13 protein-coding genes are annotated in these 16,473 nt (G+C 63.4%); 3 read left to right on the top strand and 10 right to left on the bottom strand.

What is annotated here, in order from left to right; all coding sequences use genetic code 11:
• Positions 1–197: 197 nt before the first annotated feature.
• The 3 genes from NKJ46_RS12575 to NKJ46_RS12565 are packed head-to-tail and all read right to left on the bottom strand — an operon-like array spanning position 198 to position 3,848.
• Entirely contained in the window at positions 198–1,589 is a 1,392-nt protein-coding gene (locus tag NKJ46_RS12575; protein WP_352665260.1) for a dihydrolipoamide acetyltransferase family protein, read from the bottom strand.
• A 10-nt stretch (positions 1,590–1,599) separates the two neighbouring features.
• Entirely contained in the window at positions 1,600–2,613 is a 1,014-nt protein-coding gene (locus NKJ46_RS12570) for an alpha-ketoacid dehydrogenase subunit beta (protein WP_352665258.1), read from the bottom strand.
• A gap of 2 nt (positions 2,614–2,615) precedes the next feature.
• A complete protein-coding gene (locus tag NKJ46_RS12565) occupies positions 2,616–3,848 on the bottom strand; it encodes a 3-methyl-2-oxobutanoate dehydrogenase (2-methylpropanoyl-transferring) subunit alpha (protein ID WP_352665257.1) in 1,233 nt (410 codons plus the stop codon).
• Positions 3,849–4,163: 315 nt separating this feature from the next.
• Between NKJ46_RS12565 and NKJ46_RS12560 the strand changes: the two genes are divergently transcribed.
• Positions 4,164–5,087, top strand: coding sequence for a hypothetical protein (locus tag NKJ46_RS12560; RefSeq protein ID WP_352665256.1), 924 nt, complete (start codon positions 4,164–4,166; stop codon positions 5,085–5,087).
• A 52-nt stretch (positions 5,088–5,139) separates the two neighbouring features.
• Positions 5,140–6,186 carry a DNA polymerase III subunit delta gene (gene holA, locus NKJ46_RS12555; RefSeq protein ID WP_352665255.1) on the top strand — a complete coding sequence of 349 codons (1,047 nt, stop codon included), beginning with the start codon at positions 5,140–5,142 and terminating at the stop codon, positions 6,184–6,186.
• A 241-nt stretch (positions 6,187–6,427) separates the two neighbouring features.
• Here holA and NKJ46_RS12550 read toward each other — a convergent pair whose 3' ends face one another.
• The 5 genes from NKJ46_RS12550 to mnmE form a co-directional block, all read right to left on the bottom strand.
• Positions 6,428–7,309 (bottom strand): ParB/RepB/Spo0J family partition protein, encoded by an 882-nt coding sequence (locus tag NKJ46_RS12550; protein WP_352665254.1) that lies wholly within the window; start codon positions 7,307–7,309, stop codon positions 6,428–6,430.
• Positions 7,310–7,349: 40 nt separating this feature from the next.
• A complete protein-coding gene (locus NKJ46_RS12545; RefSeq protein ID WP_084642633.1) occupies positions 7,350–8,150 on the bottom strand; it encodes a ParA family protein in 801 nt (266 codons plus the stop codon).
• A 33-nt stretch (positions 8,151–8,183) separates the two neighbouring features.
• The gene (rsmG, locus tag NKJ46_RS12540) at positions 8,184–8,825 is read right to left on the bottom strand and encodes a 16S rRNA (guanine(527)-N(7))-methyltransferase RsmG (protein WP_352665253.1); all 642 of its coding nucleotides are present in this window, start codon (positions 8,823–8,825) and stop codon (positions 8,184–8,186) included.
• Complete coding sequence (mnmG, locus tag NKJ46_RS12535; protein WP_352665252.1) at positions 8,822–10,705, bottom strand: tRNA uridine-5-carboxymethylaminomethyl(34) synthesis enzyme MnmG; 1,884 nt, start codon at positions 10,703–10,705, stop codon at positions 8,822–8,824. Before mnmG ends, rsmG begins: the two co-directional genes overlap by 4 nt.
• 212 nt (positions 10,706–10,917) lie before the next feature.
• Positions 10,918–12,246, bottom strand: coding sequence for a tRNA uridine-5-carboxymethylaminomethyl(34) synthesis GTPase MnmE (gene mnmE, locus NKJ46_RS12530; RefSeq protein WP_352665251.1), 1,329 nt, complete (start codon positions 12,244–12,246; stop codon positions 10,918–10,920).
• 59 nt (positions 12,247–12,305) lie between these two features.
• Here mnmE and NKJ46_RS12525 point away from each other — a divergent pair, with 59 nt between their 5' ends.
• Positions 12,306–14,321: a thioredoxin domain-containing protein gene (locus NKJ46_RS12525; protein ID WP_352665250.1), complete on the top strand. Its 2,016-nt coding sequence runs from the start codon at positions 12,306–12,308 to the stop codon at positions 14,319–14,321.
• A gap of 174 nt (positions 14,322–14,495) precedes the next feature.
• On the opposite strand, the gene rho is transcribed toward NKJ46_RS12525, so the two are convergent.
• On the bottom strand, positions 14,496–15,761 hold the full coding sequence (gene rho / locus NKJ46_RS12520; RefSeq protein ID WP_023675925.1) for a transcription termination factor Rho: 1,266 nt from the start codon (positions 15,759–15,761) through the stop codon (positions 14,496–14,498).
• Positions 15,762–15,928: 167 nt separating this feature from the next.
• The gene (gene hemJ / locus NKJ46_RS12515) at positions 15,929–16,471 is read right to left on the bottom strand and encodes a protoporphyrinogen oxidase HemJ (RefSeq protein WP_352665320.1); all 543 of its coding nucleotides are present in this window, start codon (positions 16,469–16,471) and stop codon (positions 15,929–15,931) included.
• Between the last annotated feature and the right edge of the window lie 2 nt (positions 16,472–16,473).

Genomic DNA, 16,473 nt, shown 5'->3' with positions numbered 1-16,473 from the left:
CCCTCTGCCCTGCCGGGCATCTCCCCCGCAAGGGGGGAGATCAGCAGCTTCGAAGCCCCGCTTACTCCTGCAACATTGGAGATTGGCGAAGGCCGGGAAGGCGGCCAATCTCCCCCCTTGCGGGGGAGATGCCCGGCAGGGCAGAGGGGGGTGGGAAGGATCGCTACTGTTCTCATTCTGCGCTGCTGCCCATTACCTCAATCCACAAAAATCAGCGCCGGCGTCTCCAGCAGCGCCTTTATCCGCTGGATAAACACCGCCGCGTCCCAGCCATCGACGACGCGGTGGTCGAAGCTGGAGGACAGGTTCATCATCTTGCGCGGGATGAACTGGCTGCCGTCCCAGACCGGCCGCACCATCATCTTGTTGACGCCGACGATCGCCACTTCCGGATGATTGATCACCGGCGTTGTCGCCACGCCGCCCATGGCGCCGAGCGAGGTGATGGTGATGGTCGATCCCGAGAGCTCGTCGCGCGTCGCCGTGCCGGATTTTGCCGCCTCGGCCAGCCTGACAACCTCGGCTGCACAGTCCCAGATGTCGCGCGCCTCGGCGTGTCTTACCACCGGCACCATCAGCCCCGAAGGCGTCTGCGCGGCAATGCCGATATGGATGCCGCCATGCTGGTGGACGATACCGGCTTCGTCGTCGAACAGCGCGTTGACATTGGGCTGGTCGGCAATTGCCTTGACCATGGCCCGCATCAGGAACGGCAGCAGCGTCAGCTTCGGCCTGTCCGCGCCCGACCGCTTCTCCTTGTTGAGCGCGGCGCGCAGATCCTCGAGCGCGGTGACGTCGATCTCCTCGACATAGGTGATATGCGGGATGCGCGACTTGGCCAGCGTCATCTTCTCGGCGATCTTTCGCCTGAGCCCGACTATCTTGATGTCCTCGATAGCCTCGTTGCGGGTGAGGCCTAGGCCCTTCGCGAGCTGCGGTCCGCGTGCCAGGAAGGCGTCGATGTCCTCGTGCCGGATGCGGCCGGCCGGACCGGTTCCCGGAACCTGCCGAACGTCGATGCCGGCCTCTTTCGCCCTGAGGCGGACGGCCGGCGAGGCCAGCGGCTTTTCGCCCTCGGGGCGCGGCGCGCCGGAGGTCCGCGCAGCACCCCCAACGGCGGCAGTACCCCCACCCCTAACCCCTCCCCACAAGGGGGAGGGGGATTCCGACGCCGTGCTTCCACCCTCATGCGTTGAAACTTTTTTGGATGATGGCGCGGTGGGCTTGGCTTCGACCTTGGGAGCCGAGGCACGTCCCCCTCCCCCTTGTGGGGAGGGGTTAGGGGTGGGGGTACTCTTGGCGCCGGCCTCAACGGCCTGCGCCGCCGCATCCTTCACGTTACCTTCGCCCGCCACCTTCAGCCTGACAATCGGCGAACCGATCGCCACGGTGTCGCCGATCTCGGCACCCAGCCAAAGGATCTCGCCATCGACGGGCGAAGGAATTTCGACCGTCGCCTTGTCGGTCATGACAGCGGCAAGCACGGCATCCTCGCGCACGAGATCGCCGACCTTGACCTGCCATTCGACGAGCTCGGCCTCGGCGACGCCTTCGCCGACATCGGGCAGCTTGATGACATATTCGCCCATCGTTCCCCCTTCAGGCTTCCATCGTTTCGACGAGCGCGCGGCCTAGCCGGGCGGGACCGGGAAAATAGTCCCACTCCTGCGCATGGGGATAGGGCGTGTCCCAGCCGGTGACCCGCGCCACCGGCGCTTCCAGATGGTAGAAGCAGTTCTCCTGAACCAGCGCTGAAAGTTCGGCGCCGAAGCCGGATGTCAGCGTCGCCTCATGCACGACCACGCAGCGCCTGGTCTTATTGACCGAGGCGACGATCGTCTCGAGATCCAGCGGCAGCAGCGTCCTCAGATCGATGATCTCGGCATCGATGCCGGTCTCCTCAGCCGCCGCCTGGGCGACATAGACCATCGTGCCATAGGCAAGCACGGTGACTGCCGCACCAGGCCGCCGGATCACCGCCTTGCCGAGCGGCACCGTGTAATGGCCATCGGCGACTTCGCCGAGCTCATGTTTCGACCATGGCGTTACCGGCCGCTCGTGATGACCGTCGAAGGGGCCATTGTAGAGCCGCTTCGGCTCCAGGAAGATCACCGGGTCGGGATCCTCGATCGCCGCGATCAGCAGGCCCTTGGCGTCGTGCGGATTGGACGGAACCACAACCTTCAGGCCGGAGACGTGGGTGAACAGCGCCTCCGGGCTCTGGCTGTGGGTCTGGCCGCCGAAAATGCCGCCGCCGGTCGGCATTCTCACGACGATCGGGCAGGTGAAATCACCGTTCGACCGGTAGCGCAGCCGCGCCGCTTCCGAGACGATCTGGTCATAGGCCGGATAAACATAGTCGGCAAACTGCACCTCGACGCAAGGCTTCAGCCCGTAGGCCGCCATGCCGATGGCCGCGCCGACAATCCCGGACTCGCTGATCGGCGCATCGAAGCAGCGGCTCTTGCCGTATTTCGCCTGCAGGCCCTGGGTGCAGCGGAAGACGCCGCCGAAGAAGCCGACATCCTCGCCAAATACGATGACGCGTTCGTCGCGCGCCATCGACACGTCCATGGCGTCGCGGATCGCCTCGATCATGGTCCGCCGCGGCATGGTCAGACCCCTGCCTGTTGGCGCTGGCGCCTGAGATGTGGCGGCATCTGCGCATAGACGCCTTCGAACATGTCGCGCGCCGAGGGCTTGCCGCCTGCATGCAGCGTGCCGTGGCGCTCGGCCTCCCGCTGCGCCGAAATCACCGTGTCGAGGATTTCCGCCTCTGCCTGGGCGTGGCGTTCGTCCGACCAGACGCCGCGCTGGATGAGATGGTTCTTCAGCCTGACGATCGGGTCGCCGAGAGGCCAGGCATCGGACTCGGCTTTCGGCCGGTAAGCCGAGGGGTCGTCGGAGCTCGAATGGGCGCCGACGCGGTAAGTGACGTATTCGACCAGCGTCGGCCCGAGATTGCTGCGCGCCCGTTCCGCCGCCCATTTGGCCACCGCATGGACGGCGAGATAGTCGTTGCCGTCGACGCGCAGCGACGGAATGCCGAAGCCGAGCCCGCGCGCGGCAAAAGTGCCGGAGCCGCCGCGGGCGATGCCCTGGAAGGTCGAAATCGCCCACTGATTGTTGACGACATTGAGCACGACCGGCGCCTTGTAGGTCGAGGCGAAGACCAGCGCCGAATGGAAGTCGGATTCGGCGGTCGAACCGTCGCCGATCCAGGCGGCGGCGATCTTTGAATCGTTGCTTATCGCCGAGGCCATCGCCCAGCCGACCGCCTGGATGTACTGCGTCGCCAGATTGCCGGAGATCGAGAAGAAGCCGTGCTCCTTCGACGAATACATGATCGGCAATTGCCGCCCTTTCAGCGGATCGGCCTCGTTCGAATAGATCTGGTTCATCATCGTGACCATCGGGTAGCCGTCGGCGATGAGCAGGCCGGCCTGCCGATAGGTCGGAAAGTTCATGTCGCCCCGCGACAGCGCCTTGCGGAAGGCGCAGCTCACCGCTTCTTCGCCGAGATGCTGCATGTAGAAGGAGGTCTTGCCCTGGCGCTGCGCCATCTGCATGCGTGCATCGAAGCTGCGCAGCGTCATCATGTGGCGCAGCCCCTCTAGCAACTCGTCGTCCGAAAGCAGCCCGGCCCACGGTCCGACCGCCTCGCCGGCGCGGTTGAGCACGCGGATGATCGAGAAGGCCAGATCGCGGATGTCGCGCGGGTCGACGTCGATCTTCGGGCGCGGCACCGAGCCAGCTTTTGGAATGCTCACATTGGAGAAATCCGGCGTCCCGCCCGGCCGCACTTCCGGTTCCGGAACATGGAAGCGCAGCATTCCGGCATCGGCCATGATCTCGGTCCTCCACTGTTGCCCGGCCAAGATATTTGCATACCGCCAGACCAGTGCCAATTCGTCGGGGAAGCCTTCGGTCCTTCGGACCCGGCCGATGCAGCCTCCCGCGCACAAGATGAAGATATGTCTGCGAAATTTCTTGTCGATGTTGGACGGCAGCACGCAACTTAGCAGAAATTTGCCGACGATTGCCGCAACAGACGATATGTCCCGGGGTGAGCTTGCCTTTGACGAGCCCGCGCTTCCAGCGATTCAAGTTGCGCCCACCATCCAGGACCCTATCCTGACAGGATCGTTTTGAGAGAGGTGGGAATGCAAGGCAGATCGAGGGCCGTCGTCGCTTTGGCGATTGTAGCTTTTCTGGTTGGATCCGGTCGACCAACTTTCGCTCAGTCGGACGATTGCATCGGCACGTACCATCGCACGAGGGATGCTGCCTGCATTGACCGGCTTATCACAACCTTGGATCAAGCTCGGTCCGGCGCTGAAAACGGAACGATAACCGGTTTTTTCGCTGCATTGTTCGACGGCTCGCCGGAGATGCGACGAAAACTGCTGGATGGCGTGCCCTCCGATCGCGCGGCTGACCTTTATCTGGCCGCTCTGCACAAGGCTGGTCTCACGGACGAAGCGCGGCGTTTCGCGTCGAGCCGAAAGCTGGATGATGCAGCATCCGCCGGTGCCATCCCTTTGAAAACGTTGACACCTCTCTTTGTCCCGTTGGACAATGATCTGCTGCTTGGCGCCTATATGGCGACAGGAGACTTGTCCTACATAGATCATATTTTGGAAAATCTTCGAACCAGCCGTGACGGCATCGCGGCGGACGCAATCCGTATCGGCCTTGTTATGGGGAAATTCGGGGGTGTGGTGGCTCCAGGTCGCCCCGAGAATATCATGATTGTCGCTGCGTGCCGAAAATATGGGTGTCCCAAGAGCCAGGCATCAAAAGATATGATGCGTGTAATGACGGTGGCATCGGCTGTATGGGCTATACGGTCGCTGGCGAAGAATGACGTTGCAATCAAACAGGAACTCGATCGCTTTTTCCAAAACGACTCGCGTTTGGCCGCCATTTTCGCAAGAGAGCAGAACGCCTTCACAAATTATCTGGCCTCAGTGACTTTGTGGTCAGTCGAGAAAGACAAATCGCTTGACGCGGCAATGACGGACTACGAACGCCTCGGTGATGCCGATAGCTCGTTCAAGCCTGATAGTCCCGAGGACAAGAACTAGCAGGCCGGCGCCCGTGGTTCACCCGGAGCTCACGCCATGCTAACCAGCGCGCATGGCACAGAAGAAAGGTTACGAGGTCGATTCGTGGTTGGCGCGGCCCGATCCGCGCGTCTCGATCGTGCTGCTTTACGGTCCCGATCGCGGGCTGGTTGCCGAGCGGGCAAAGGCCTTTGCCGGCAAGACCGGCCTGCCGCTTGACGATCCGTTCTCGGTGGTCAGGCTGGACGGTTCGGAGGTCGATCGCGACGAGGGCCGGCTGCTCGACGAGGCCCGCACCGTGCCGATGTTTTCGGAGCGGCGCCTTTTATGGGTGCGCAATGCCGGCGCCCAGAAGGCGCTTGCCGACGACGTCAAGGCGCTGACCGCCGAGCCCGCGCGGGACGCCATCATCCTCATCGAGGCCGGCGACCTGAAGAAGGGCGTCGGCCTGCGCGCCGTGGTGGAGGCGGCGGACAATGCCATGGCATTGCCTTGCTATGCCGATGAAGCCAGGGATATCGATACGGTCATCGACGACGAATTGCGCAAGGCCGGCATGTCGATGACACTGGAGGCCCGGCAGGCGCTGCGCCGCAATCTCGGCGGCGACCGGCTGGCCTCGCGCGGCGAGATCGAAAAGCTTCTGCTCTATGCGCACGGCCAGACCGAAATCGGTCTCGAAGACGTCAAGGCGATGTCCGGCGATGTCTCCGGCCTCTCCTTCGATGCGGCGGTCGACGCCCTGCTCGAAGGCAGGATCGCCGATTTCGACACCGCCTTTACCCGCCATTGCCAGTCCGGCGGCCAGCCCTTCCTGGTGCTGTCATCGGCGATGCGGCAGCTGCAGGCGATCCAGGCGATGCGTGGCCAGATGGACGCCGGCGGCCGCAATGCCGCGTCGGTCGTTGCCGCGGCGCGCCCGCCGGTTTTTTTCTCCAGGCGCAAGTTGGTGGAGAAAGCCCTCGAACGGTGGAGCAGCGAAGCGCTCGGCCGCGCCCTCACCCGACTGCAGACGGCAGTGCTGCAGACACGCCGGCGGCCGGATCTGTCGGTCGCGCTGGCACGCCAGGCGCTGCTCGGCATTGCCGTGGAGAGCGCAAGGCTGGCGCAGCGCACCTAATCTCCCCCCTTGAAGGGGAGATGTCGCCGAAGGCGACAGAGGGGGTCGCAGCGCGTGGAACACCAGCCCCTTCCGCGACGACAGACGACGTGGGCGCTTGATGTGAGACGACCCCTTCTGGCCTGCCGGCCATTTCCCCCTCAAGGGGGGAGATTAACTACTCGACGATTTCGCCAATCACCGGCGCGGCGGCAGCCACACTTTGTTTGCCGGCTAAAGGCCTCGACGTCTTAGCAACCCACTACTCCCGCTTCAGCCTTCGGCACAATTCATCCAGCTGCTCCAGTGTCCGGTAGGCGACGCTGATCACGCCGCCGCGCTGGTTGTGCTCGATCGTAACGATCATGCCGATGGTATTGGTCATCAGCTTTTCAAGCGCCAGCGTGTCGGCATCCTTTTGCGGCGGGGGCGCGGGTTGGCGCTTTGCCGCCGGCGCGCCGACCGGCATCTGCGCCAAAGCCTCGGCCTGGCGCACCGAAAGCCCTTCGTCGATGATCCGCTTGGCAAGCCCGGCCGGGTCGTCGGCGGTCACCAGGGTGCGGGCGTGGCCGGCCGAGAGCGCGCCGTCGACCAGCATGTCGCGAATGACGTCGGGCAGCTTGAGCAGTCTCAGCGTATTGGCGACATGGCTGCGGCTCTTGCCGATCACCTGACCGAGATCGGCCTGGGTATAGCCGTGGTCGTCGATCAGCTGCTGGTAGCCCAGCGCCTCCTCGACCGGGTTGAGGTCGGTGCGCTGGACGTTTTCGATGATCGCCAGTTCGAGCGCCGTGCGATCGTTGACGTCACGTACGATGATCGGGATTTCGGTCAGCCCGGCGCGTTGCGCCGCGCGCCAGCGACGCTCGCCAGCGATGATCTCGTAGCGGCCCGACTGCGTTTTCGATGGCCGCGCCACCACCGGCTGCACCACGCCATGCTCACGGATCGACTGGGCGAGGTCGGTCAGGTCGGCATCGCCAAAATGACGGCGCGGGTTCTTCGGGTTGGGACTGAGGAACTCGATCGGCACCTTGCCGTCGGCCGCCAGCCCGGGCTTTTCCGGTGCCGCCGGGCGATCGATTTCGCCGATCAGCGCCGCCAGTCCCCGTCCCAGTCTTTTTCTCGAAGGGTCTTCGTTCATCGTCCGTCCAGATCGTTTCGGTGTCGAATCGGCTTATTGTTCAGGCAGCACGCAATTTGCGCTCGCGGCGGATGACTTCCGAAGCAAGCTGCAGATAGGCCTGGCTGCCCGAGCATTTGAGGTCGTAGAGGATCGCCGGCTTGCCATAGGACGGCGCTTCGGAAACGCGGACATTGCGCGGGATGACGGTTTCATAGACCTTGTCGCCCATATGCGCCCGGACATCCTGCACCACCTGGTTGGCGAGATTGTTGCGCCCGTCGAACATGGTCAGCACGATGCCCTGGATCGTCAGGTCGGGGTTGATCGAACGGCGCACCTGCTCGACCGTCTCCAGCAATTGGCTCAGCCCCTCCAGCGCGAAGAATTCACACTGCAGCGGCACCAGCACCGAATCGGCCGCAGCCATCGAATTCAGTGTCAGCAGGTTGAGCGAGGGCGGGCAGTCGATCAGCACATAGCCGAAATTGGCCGAGCGCTCGGCCGAAGCCCGCAGCGCGTTGCGCAGCCGCAGCACCCGATCCGGCGCCGAGGCGATTTCCATCTCGATGCCGAGCAGGTCGAGCGTCGACGGCACGATCGACAGGCCGGGCACCGCCGTCGGGATCGCCGCCGCTTCGAGATCGAGCTCGCCGGTCAGCACATCATAGGACGAGACGGTGCGGTCGCGCCGGTCGATGCCAAGCCCGGTGCTGGCATTGCCCTGCGGGTCGAGGTCGACGATCAGCACCTGTTCGCCTATGGCCGCCAGCGCGGTGGCCAGATTGATTGCGGTTGTCGTCTTGCCGACGCCGCCCTTCTGGTTGGCGACGGTGATGATTCGGGGGCCGTTCTTCATCATGGGTTTATGCCAGAAATTCATTGGGGTCGCCGGTCACAAGCCAGGGTGCTGTCGCAAGTCGGATACTTCGAGAATGACGCCCTGCGCGTCGGTTGCACTGGCATGTTCTACCAGATCGAAAGACCATCGTTGAGCGCTTTCTGCCACTTCGGCGCGGTAATCCCGGCCTTTGTGAAACAGGCCGCGCGCCCCCTTGGTCAGCCACGGTGCCGCCAGGTCCAGCAAGTCGGACAGCGAGGCGAGTGCCCTGGCTGTGACGATTTGCGGTGCAGGAACAAGGAGATAGCTGTCGTCGATGCGGCGCGCGATGACCTTGGCGGGCAGGCTGAACTGTCCGACGACCGCTTGCAGGAACGATGCTTTTTTGCGGTTGCTTTCAACCAGGTCGATACCGGCGCCTTCCCGCTCGACAAGCAAAAACGCCAGCACGAGGCCGGGAAACCCGCCGCCGGAGCCGAGATCGACCCAGCGCTTCGCGTCTGGTTTGATTCGCGCCAGCTGCGCGCTGTCGAGGATGTGGCGGCGCCAGACATCGTCCTGCGTCGATTGCGCGGCGAGATTGATCCGGCGGTTCCATTTCTGGAAGACGCCCTCGAACTCGACCAGACGATCGAATGTTTCACGTGAAACCGGGCCCGCTGCCGCTTGCAGGCTCGCCCAGGACGCAGCGCTCACGCGACCTGCTTTCGCGCGGCCGCCTCGGCATTGCGCACATGCGCGACAATAATCGCCAGCGCCGCCGGCGTCATGCCTTCCATGCGTTGCGCATCGGCAATGGAGCGCGGCTGGCGTGCCAGCATCTTCTGCTTCAACTCGTTCGACAGGCCGGGAACAGAAGCAAAGTCGAGCGACTCCGGAATAAGCCGGCTCTCCTCATGCCTGATCTGCGAAACATCGGCCTGCTGGCGGTCGAGATAGACAGAATATTTGGCCTCCGTTTCAAGACGTTCGGCCGTTTTGCTGTCGATCGCCGCGAAAGCCGGTTCGATGCGCGCCAGCCAGGCGATGTCGACGCCGGGATAGGCCAGCAACTCATAGGCCGAGCGGCGTACACCGTCCCGGTTGATCTCGAGCCCGTGGTGCGCCGCCTCATTGGGGGTCATGGTGGTGCCGAGGGCGAGCTGCCGCGCCTTCTCAAGGTCTTGCACGACATTGTTGAACCGCTGCATCCGCTCCGGCGAGGCAATCCCCAGCCTCATCGCCAGCGGCGTCAGCCGCTCATCGGCGTTGTCGGCTCGCAGCGACAGCCGGAACTCGGCCCGCGAGGTGAACATGCGGTACGGTTCGGCGATGCCGCGGCTGGTCAAATCGTCGACCATCACGCCGATATAGGCTTCGGTGCGGCTGAGCACGATTTCCTCGCTCGCCGACGCCTTGTGCGCTGCATTCAAGCCGGCAAGCAGCCCTTGCGCGCCGGCCTCCTCGTAGCCGGTGGTGCCGTTGATCTGGCCGGCGAGGAAAAGCCCGGCGATCCGCTTGGTCTCCAGCGTTGGCTTGAGCTCGCGCGGGTCGACATGGTCATACTCGATGGCATAGCCCGGCTGCAGCATGGTTGCCCGCTCCAGCCCCGGAATGGTCTTCAGCATGTCGAGCTGCACGTCCTCGGGCAGCGAGGTCGAGATGCCGTTCGGATACACCGTGTCGTCGTCCAGCCCTTCCGGCTCCAGAAAGATCTGGTGACCTTCGCGGTCGCCGAACTTGACGATCTTGTCTTCGATCGACGGGCAATAACGCGGCCCGACGCCTTCGATTGACCCCGAATACATGGCCGAGCGGCCGAGATTGGCGCGAATCAGCTCATGCGTGGCATTGGTCGTGCGGGTGATGCCGCAATGGATCTGCGGGTTTTCGATGCGCTCGGTCAGCAGCGAGAACGGCACGGGATCTTCATCCGCCGCCTGGCTCTCCAGTGACGCCCAATCGATTGTCCTGCCGTCCAGCCGCGGCGGCGTGCCGGTCTTCAACCGTCCGAGCCTGAAGCCGGCGCGGCTCATCGTCGCCGACAGGCCGATGCTCGCCTGTTCGTTCATGCGGCCGGCGACAATCTTCTTCTCGCCGATATGGATCAGCCCGCGCAAGAAAGTGCCGGTCGTCAGCACCACGGCGCCGCAGGCGAGCCTGCTTCCGTCCGCCAGCAGCACCGCCGCGATGTGTCCGATTTCCCCGGCATCGATTTCGAAGTCCAGCACCTCGCCTTCGATGACATCGAGGCCAACCTGCTGGCGGATTGCCGCCTGCATGGCGAGCCGATAGAGCTTTCGGTCGGCCTGCGTTCGAGGGCCGCGCACCGCCGGCCCTTTGCGGCGGTTGAGCAGCCGGAACTGGATGCCCGCCGCATCGGCAATGCGCCCCATCAGCCCGTCCATGGCATCGATCTCACGAACGAGATGGCCCTTGCCGAGGCCGCCGATCGCCGGATTGCAGGACATCACGCCAATCGTGTCGAAGCGCAGCGTCACCAGCGCCGTCCTGGCGCCAGCCCGCGCAGCGGCACTGGCTGCCTCGCACCCAGCATGACCGCCGCCCACCACAACCACATCATAGTGATTGGTCATTTCAGAATCCCGAATTCAAGTGGACCGACACATGTCCCCGGAGGCACGCGCTGTCAAGGACAGAGGGCGCTGTCTTCTCCTTCTCCCCTTGTGGGAGAAGGGGAGACGCACGAGCGGGATCGTTTCACGTGAAACAGTACCCACCCCTACTCCTGCGCCGTGTTTCACGTGAATCACCGCCGGTGTGCTGCTTCCCAAATGTTTCACGTGAGTCATTTCCCAATACAGAACTGCGAAAAAATCACATCGAGCATATCCTCGACATCGACCGCCCCGACGATTCGTCCGAGCCGATCCGCCGCCAGGCGCAGTTCCTCGGCCCGCAGCTCCTGCCCGCGATCGCCCCCGGTGACAGCCGCAACCAGGAAGCGTTTCGTCTCGTTGAGCAGCTCGACGTGCCGCAGCCGCGACGGCAGGATATCGCCGGCCTTGCCGATCTGCGCTGCGGCACGACGTCCGATCTCGTCCAGTAATTCGGCCAGACCGGTGCCGTCCAGCGTCGAGATAGCGAAATCATAGTGCGCGGCGGGCGAGGGTGACTTGCCCCCCAACAGGTCAATTTTTGTTCCGACCCTCAGCGCCGGCATGTCGCCCGGCAGCACACCGATCGCGATTGGCTCCGCCAGATCCTCCAGCAGCAACAGCAAATCAGCGCTGTGCGCCTTGGTCCTGGCCTTCTCGATGCCGATCGCCTCGATCTTGCCGGGCGCCTCGCGCAGGCCGGCGGTGTCGGTTACCCTGACCCGCACCCCTTCCAGGTCCAGGACCACTTCGAGCAGGTCGCGGGTCGTGCCGGGCTCGTCGGTCACGATGGCGGCTTCGCGCCGCGCCAAGGCGTTGAACAGGCTGGATTTGCCGGCATTAGGGGCGCCGAGGATCACGACTTCGAACCCGTCGCGAATGATTTCGGCAGCGCGGAAGCCGGCGACATGGCGCTCTATTTCCTCGATCATGGCCCGGACATCCGACCAGACCGTATCGGCGACCGAGCCCGGCACGTCATCCTCGTCGGCAAAGTCGATCTCGGCCTCGATCATCGCGCGGGCGTGGATCAGCCGTCGGCGCCAGCCCAGATAGAGTTCGCTCTGCACGCCTTCGGCGTTGTGCACGGCAAAGCGCCGCTGCGCCTCGGTCTCGGCGTTGATGAGATCGGCCAGCGCCTCGGTCTCGACCAGGTCGAGCTTGCCGTTGAGAAAGGCGCGGCGGGTGAATTCGCCAGGCTCCGCATGCCTGACGCCGTCGAAGGTGGCGATGGTTTCCAGCATCTTCGCCACGACGGCGCGCCCGCCATGCACATGGAACTCTGCAACGTCCTCGCCGGTAAAACTGTCGGGACCGGCAAAGAAAACAACCAGGCCGCTGTCCAGCACCGATCCGTCAGGCGCCCGGAGCTTGCGATAGGTGGCAACGCGGTTCGACACCGTCGATCCGGCAATCGTTTCGATGGCGAATCGACTCTGCGGTCCTGAAATCCGGATCACTGCAATGCCGGCCGGCAGGCGCCCGCTCGACAGAGCCACGATGGAGTCTTTTGAAATCATTTGCCCGCTCTGCCGAAGCGCCCTAGCTATGCCTGTTCAATCCGCCATCGAGTAGCGCCGTGACATTGCCTGTACAAAACCTGCTTGCCGAGGAGGCCAGCCCCTATCTGCAGCAGCACAGCGGCAATCCGGTGCACTGGCGGCCATGGTCGCCCGCCGCTCTGGCCGAAGCAAAGGCGCTGCAGCGTCCGATCCTGCTCTCTGTCGGCTACGCCGCGTGCCATTGGTGCCACGTCATGGCGCATGAGAGCTTCGAGAACGACGACGTCGCCGCCGTCATGAACCGTCTCTTCGTCAATATCAAGGTCGACCGCGAGGAGCGCCCCGACATCGACCAGATCTACATGGCGGCGCTATCCTCGATGGGCGAGCAGGGCGGCTGGCCGTTGACCATGTTCCTGACGCCGGACGGCAAGCCGTTCTGGGGCGGCACTTACTTTCCGCGCGAGGCCCGCTACGGCCGGCCGGGCTTCGTCCAGGTGCTGGAGGCGGTTGACAAGGCTTGGCGGGAGAAGAAAGAAAGCGTTAACCAAAGTGCCGACGGTTTGACTACCCATGTCGAGACGCGGCTGGCGGGCAGCCATGGCAAGGCCGTGCTCGACCGCGGCATGCTGGCGAACCTCGCCAACGGCATTGACGGCATGATCGACCGCGATTTGGGCGGCCTGCGCGGTGCGCCGAAATTCCCCAACGCGCCGTTCATGCAGAGCCTCTGGCTGTCCTGGCTGCACGACGGCGCCGCTTCCCACCGCGACGCCGTTCTCCTCAGCCTCGAAAAGATGCTGGCCGGCGGCATCTACGACCATATTGGCGGCGGCCTCAGCCGCTACTCGACCGACGCCGAATGGCTGGTCCCGCATTTCGAAAAAATGCTCTACGACAATGCCCAGCTCATCCGCTTGTGCAACTGGGCATATGCGTCAACCGGCAAGGAATTGTTCCGGCTGCGAATCGAAGAGACGATTGCCTGGCTGTTGCGCGAAATGCGGGTGGAGGGCGATGCCTTTGCCGCCAGCCTCGATGCCGATAGCGAGGGCGAGGAGGGATTGTTCTACACTTGGAGCAGGGATGAAATCGAAGCAGCCCTCGGCGACGATTCAGCCTTGTTTTTCAAATACTTCACGCTTGCCGGCCCGCATGGCTGGGAAGGCAAGCCGATCATTTGCCAGACTGATGCTCAACAGGCGCAGAGCGTCGTCGATCGTGACCTTCTGGTTCCGCTCAAGCAAAGGCTGCTGGCAGCGAGGGAACAGCGCGTTCGGCCCGGGCGTGACGGCAAGGCCCTGACCGACTGGAATGGTTTGATGATCGCAGCGCTTGCCGAGGCCGGGCGGTCGCTTGGCCGATCCGACTGGATCGAAGCGGCGGCAGCGGCCTTTGCCGCCATTGCGGGCGCCGGACGTGACGGCCGCCTGCCGCATTCGATGCTCGGCGCAAAGAAGCTGTTTCCGGCTCTGTCGAGCGACTATGCCGCCATCGCCAATGCCGCCATCTCGCTGTTCGAGGCGACCGGCAGTCCGGATTACATCGCCCATGCCAGGACATTCATCGAACAGCTCGACCTCTGGCATCAGGACAACGACAAAACCGGTTACTATCTGACCGCATCCGACAGCACCGACGTGCCGGTCCGCATCCGCGGCGATGTCGACGAAGCCATTTCTTCCGCTACCGGCCAGATCATCGAAGCCTTGGTCCGATTGTCGTCGCTTTCCGGCGATCTCGATCTTTGGGAAAAAGCCTGGACAGTCGCAGAGCACGCGGGCGGGCGGGCGGAGCACCAGGGCTACGGCCAGGCGGGAATAGTCAATGCCTGTGCCCTGGCGCTGGAGCCGCTGAAACTGGTGATCGTGGATAGACCGGAGAATCCAAGGCTTGTTCCGGTTGCGAATCGAAATCCAGACCCTCGTCGGGTGGACATCGTCGTGCCTGTTGGCGCGGCGACAAATCTGCCGGCCTTGCCAGGTGGCGTCCTGCCGCCAACGGCCGAGCCCGGCGCCTGGCTGTGCACCGGGCAGGTCTGCCTGCCGGTGGTGACGGAAGCTGAAGAGCTGGAAGGGTTATTGCGGCGGTGATGGACCTGGCGCTCCTTCCCTTCTCCCCATGGGAGAAGGTGGATTGGCGCGCAGCGCCGAGACGGATGAGGGGTGTTGGACGGAGTGGCGTCGTTACCAAGCTGGAGCACCCCTCATCCGACCGAGCTTCGCTCGGCCACCTTCTCCCACAGGGGGAAGGGAAGGCTCGCAACCCTACGTATTCATCGAATCGAAGAAATCCGCGTTGGTCTTGGTCTGCTTGAGCTTGTCGATGAGGAACTCGATGGCGTCGGTCGTTCCCATCGGCGCCAGGATGCGGCGCAGCACGAAGATCTTCTGCAGATCCTGGCGCGGAACCAGCAGGTCCTCCTTGCGGGTGCCGGATTTGAGGATGTCCATGGCCGGGTAGATGCGCTTGTCCGCCACCTTGCGGTCGAGCACGATTTCCGAATTGCCGGTGCCCTTGAACTCTTCGAAGATGACCTCGTCCATGCGGCTGCCCGTGTCGATCAGCGCTGTGGCGATGATGGTCAGCGAACCACCTTCCTCGATGTTGCGGGCAGCACCGAAGAAGCGCTTCGGCCGCTGCAGCGCGTTGGCGTCGACACCACCGGTCAGCACCTTGCCGGACGACGGCACGACGGTGTTGTAGGCGCGGCCGAGGCGGGTGATCGAATCCAGCAGGATGACGACGTCGCGGCCGTGCTCGACCAGGCGCTTGGCCTTCTCGATGACCATTTCGGCAACCTGGACGTGGCGCACCGCCGGCTCGTCGAAGGTCGAGGAGACGACCTCGCCCTTCACCGAGCGCTGCATGTCGGTGACTTCCTCCGGCCGCTCGTCGATGAGAAGCACGATCAGGTAGCATTCCGGATGGTTGGTGGTGATCGAATGGGCGATGTTCTGCAGCAGCACCGTCTTGCCGGTGCGCGGCTGCGCCACGATCAGTGCGCGCTGGCCCTTGCCGAGCGGCGCCACCAGGTCGATGACGCGTGCCGAAATATCCTTGGAGGTCGGAACCTCCATTTCCATCTTCAGCCGCGACGTCGGATAAAGCGGCGTCAGATTGTCGAAATGGATCTTGTGGCGGATTTTTTCCGGGTCGTCGAAATTGATCGTGTTGACCTTGAGCAGCGCGAAATAGCGCTCGCCCTCTTTCGGGCTGCGGATCGGCCCTTCGACCGTATCGCCGGTCTTCAGCGAGAACCGCCGGATCTGCGACGGTGAAATATAGATGTCGTCGGGACCTGGCAAATAGTTGGCATTGGCGGAGCGCAGAAAGCCAAAACCGTCCTGCAGCACTTCGACGACGCCGTCGCCGATGATCTCGATATCCTGGGTCGCCAGCCTCTTCAGGATCGCGAACATCAGCTCCTGCTTGCGCATGACGCTGGCGTTCTCGACCTCTAGCGATTCCGCATAAGCGATCAGCTCTGGTGGTTTCTTGTTCTTGAACTCTGTGAGCTTCATTTCTTGCATCATTAGACGGACTCTGAGTAAGCTTTGGGAAAAAATATCGGCGGGATGCGACAAATGCCGGGCGCGGCCGAAGCGATAAATGGGCGGCGCATGACGGGAAGGAAGACCCGTCTTTTATCGTCGGTCGGTTGAAAGAGCAAGCCGCCTTTTGCGGGCAACCGAAGACGTCAGAACGGTTTCACGATAACCAGGACGACGATGACGATCATCAGCAATGTAGGGATCTCATTGACGATCCGCCAGTGCCTTGCCGGTTTTTCATTGCGGTCTTCGGCAAATTTCCGAACGGCGCCGGCGAGATAGCCATGCACGGCCGACAGACCAACCACCGCGGCGATCTTGGCATGCAGCCAGCCGCCTTGAAAACCAAAGCCTTTCCAGGCAAGCCACAGGCCGAATGCCCAGGTGATCACCATTGCCGGATTGATGATGCCGCGCAGCAGGCGGCGCTCCATCACCTTGAAAGTCTCCGACTGAACGGAGCCTTTTTCGGCATCGGCATGATAGACCAGCAAGCGCGGCAGGTAGAGCATGCCCGCCATCCAGGAGATGACGGCAATCACATGGATCGCCTTCGCCCAGGGATAGAAATCATCGGGACCGAAGAAAAACAGCAGCCCGGCCAGCACCAGGAAGATGGCGATCGCAATTGCCGCGCGGCGCATCGCCCCTCGACCGCTGTTGGTGCTGTTCGCATTATCTGCGCCCATCA

The organism is Mesorhizobium sp. M0166 (genome assembly GCF_040322255.1).
In the GTDB taxonomy this organism is placed as follows: Bacteria; Pseudomonadota; Alphaproteobacteria; order Rhizobiales; family Rhizobiaceae; genus Mesorhizobium.
Note: the sequence above shows the minus strand (reverse complement) of the source record. Positions and strands in the feature narration are given on the sequence as shown.

Coding starts and splice junctions, on each gene's coding strand:
- NKJ46_RS12575 (WP_352665260.1), bottom strand. CDS start 1,589: ATGGGCGAATATGTCATCAAGCTGCCCGATGTCGGCGAAGGCGTCGCC.
- NKJ46_RS12570 (WP_352665258.1), bottom strand. CDS start 2,613: ATGCCGCGGCGGACCATGATCGAGGCGATCCGCGACGCCATGGACGTG.
- NKJ46_RS12565 (WP_352665257.1), bottom strand. CDS start 3,848: ATGGCCGATGCCGGAATGCTGCGCTTCCATGTTCCGGAACCGGAAGTG.
- NKJ46_RS12560 (WP_352665256.1), top strand. CDS start 4,164: ATGCAAGGCAGATCGAGGGCCGTCGTCGCTTTGGCGATTGTAGCTTTT.
- holA (WP_352665255.1), top strand. CDS start 5,140: ATGGCACAGAAGAAAGGTTACGAGGTCGATTCGTGGTTGGCGCGGCCC.
- NKJ46_RS12550 (WP_352665254.1), bottom strand. CDS start 7,309: ATGAACGAAGACCCTTCGAGAAAAAGACTGGGACGGGGACTGGCGGCG.
- NKJ46_RS12545 (WP_084642633.1), bottom strand. CDS start 8,150: ATGATGAAGAACGGCCCCCGAATCATCACCGTCGCCAACCAGAAGGGC.
- mnmG (WP_352665252.1), bottom strand. CDS start 10,705: ATGACCAATCACTATGATGTGGTTGTGGTGGGCGGCGGTCATGCTGGG.
- mnmE (WP_352665251.1), bottom strand. CDS start 12,246: ATGATTTCAAAAGACTCCATCGTGGCTCTGTCGAGCGGGCGCCTGCCG.
- rho (WP_023675925.1), bottom strand. CDS start 15,761: ATGCAAGAAATGAAGCTCACAGAGTTCAAGAACAAGAAACCACCAGAG.
- hemJ (WP_352665320.1), bottom strand. CDS start 16,471: ATGGGCGCAGATAATGCGAACAGCACCAACAGCGGTCGAGGGGCGATG.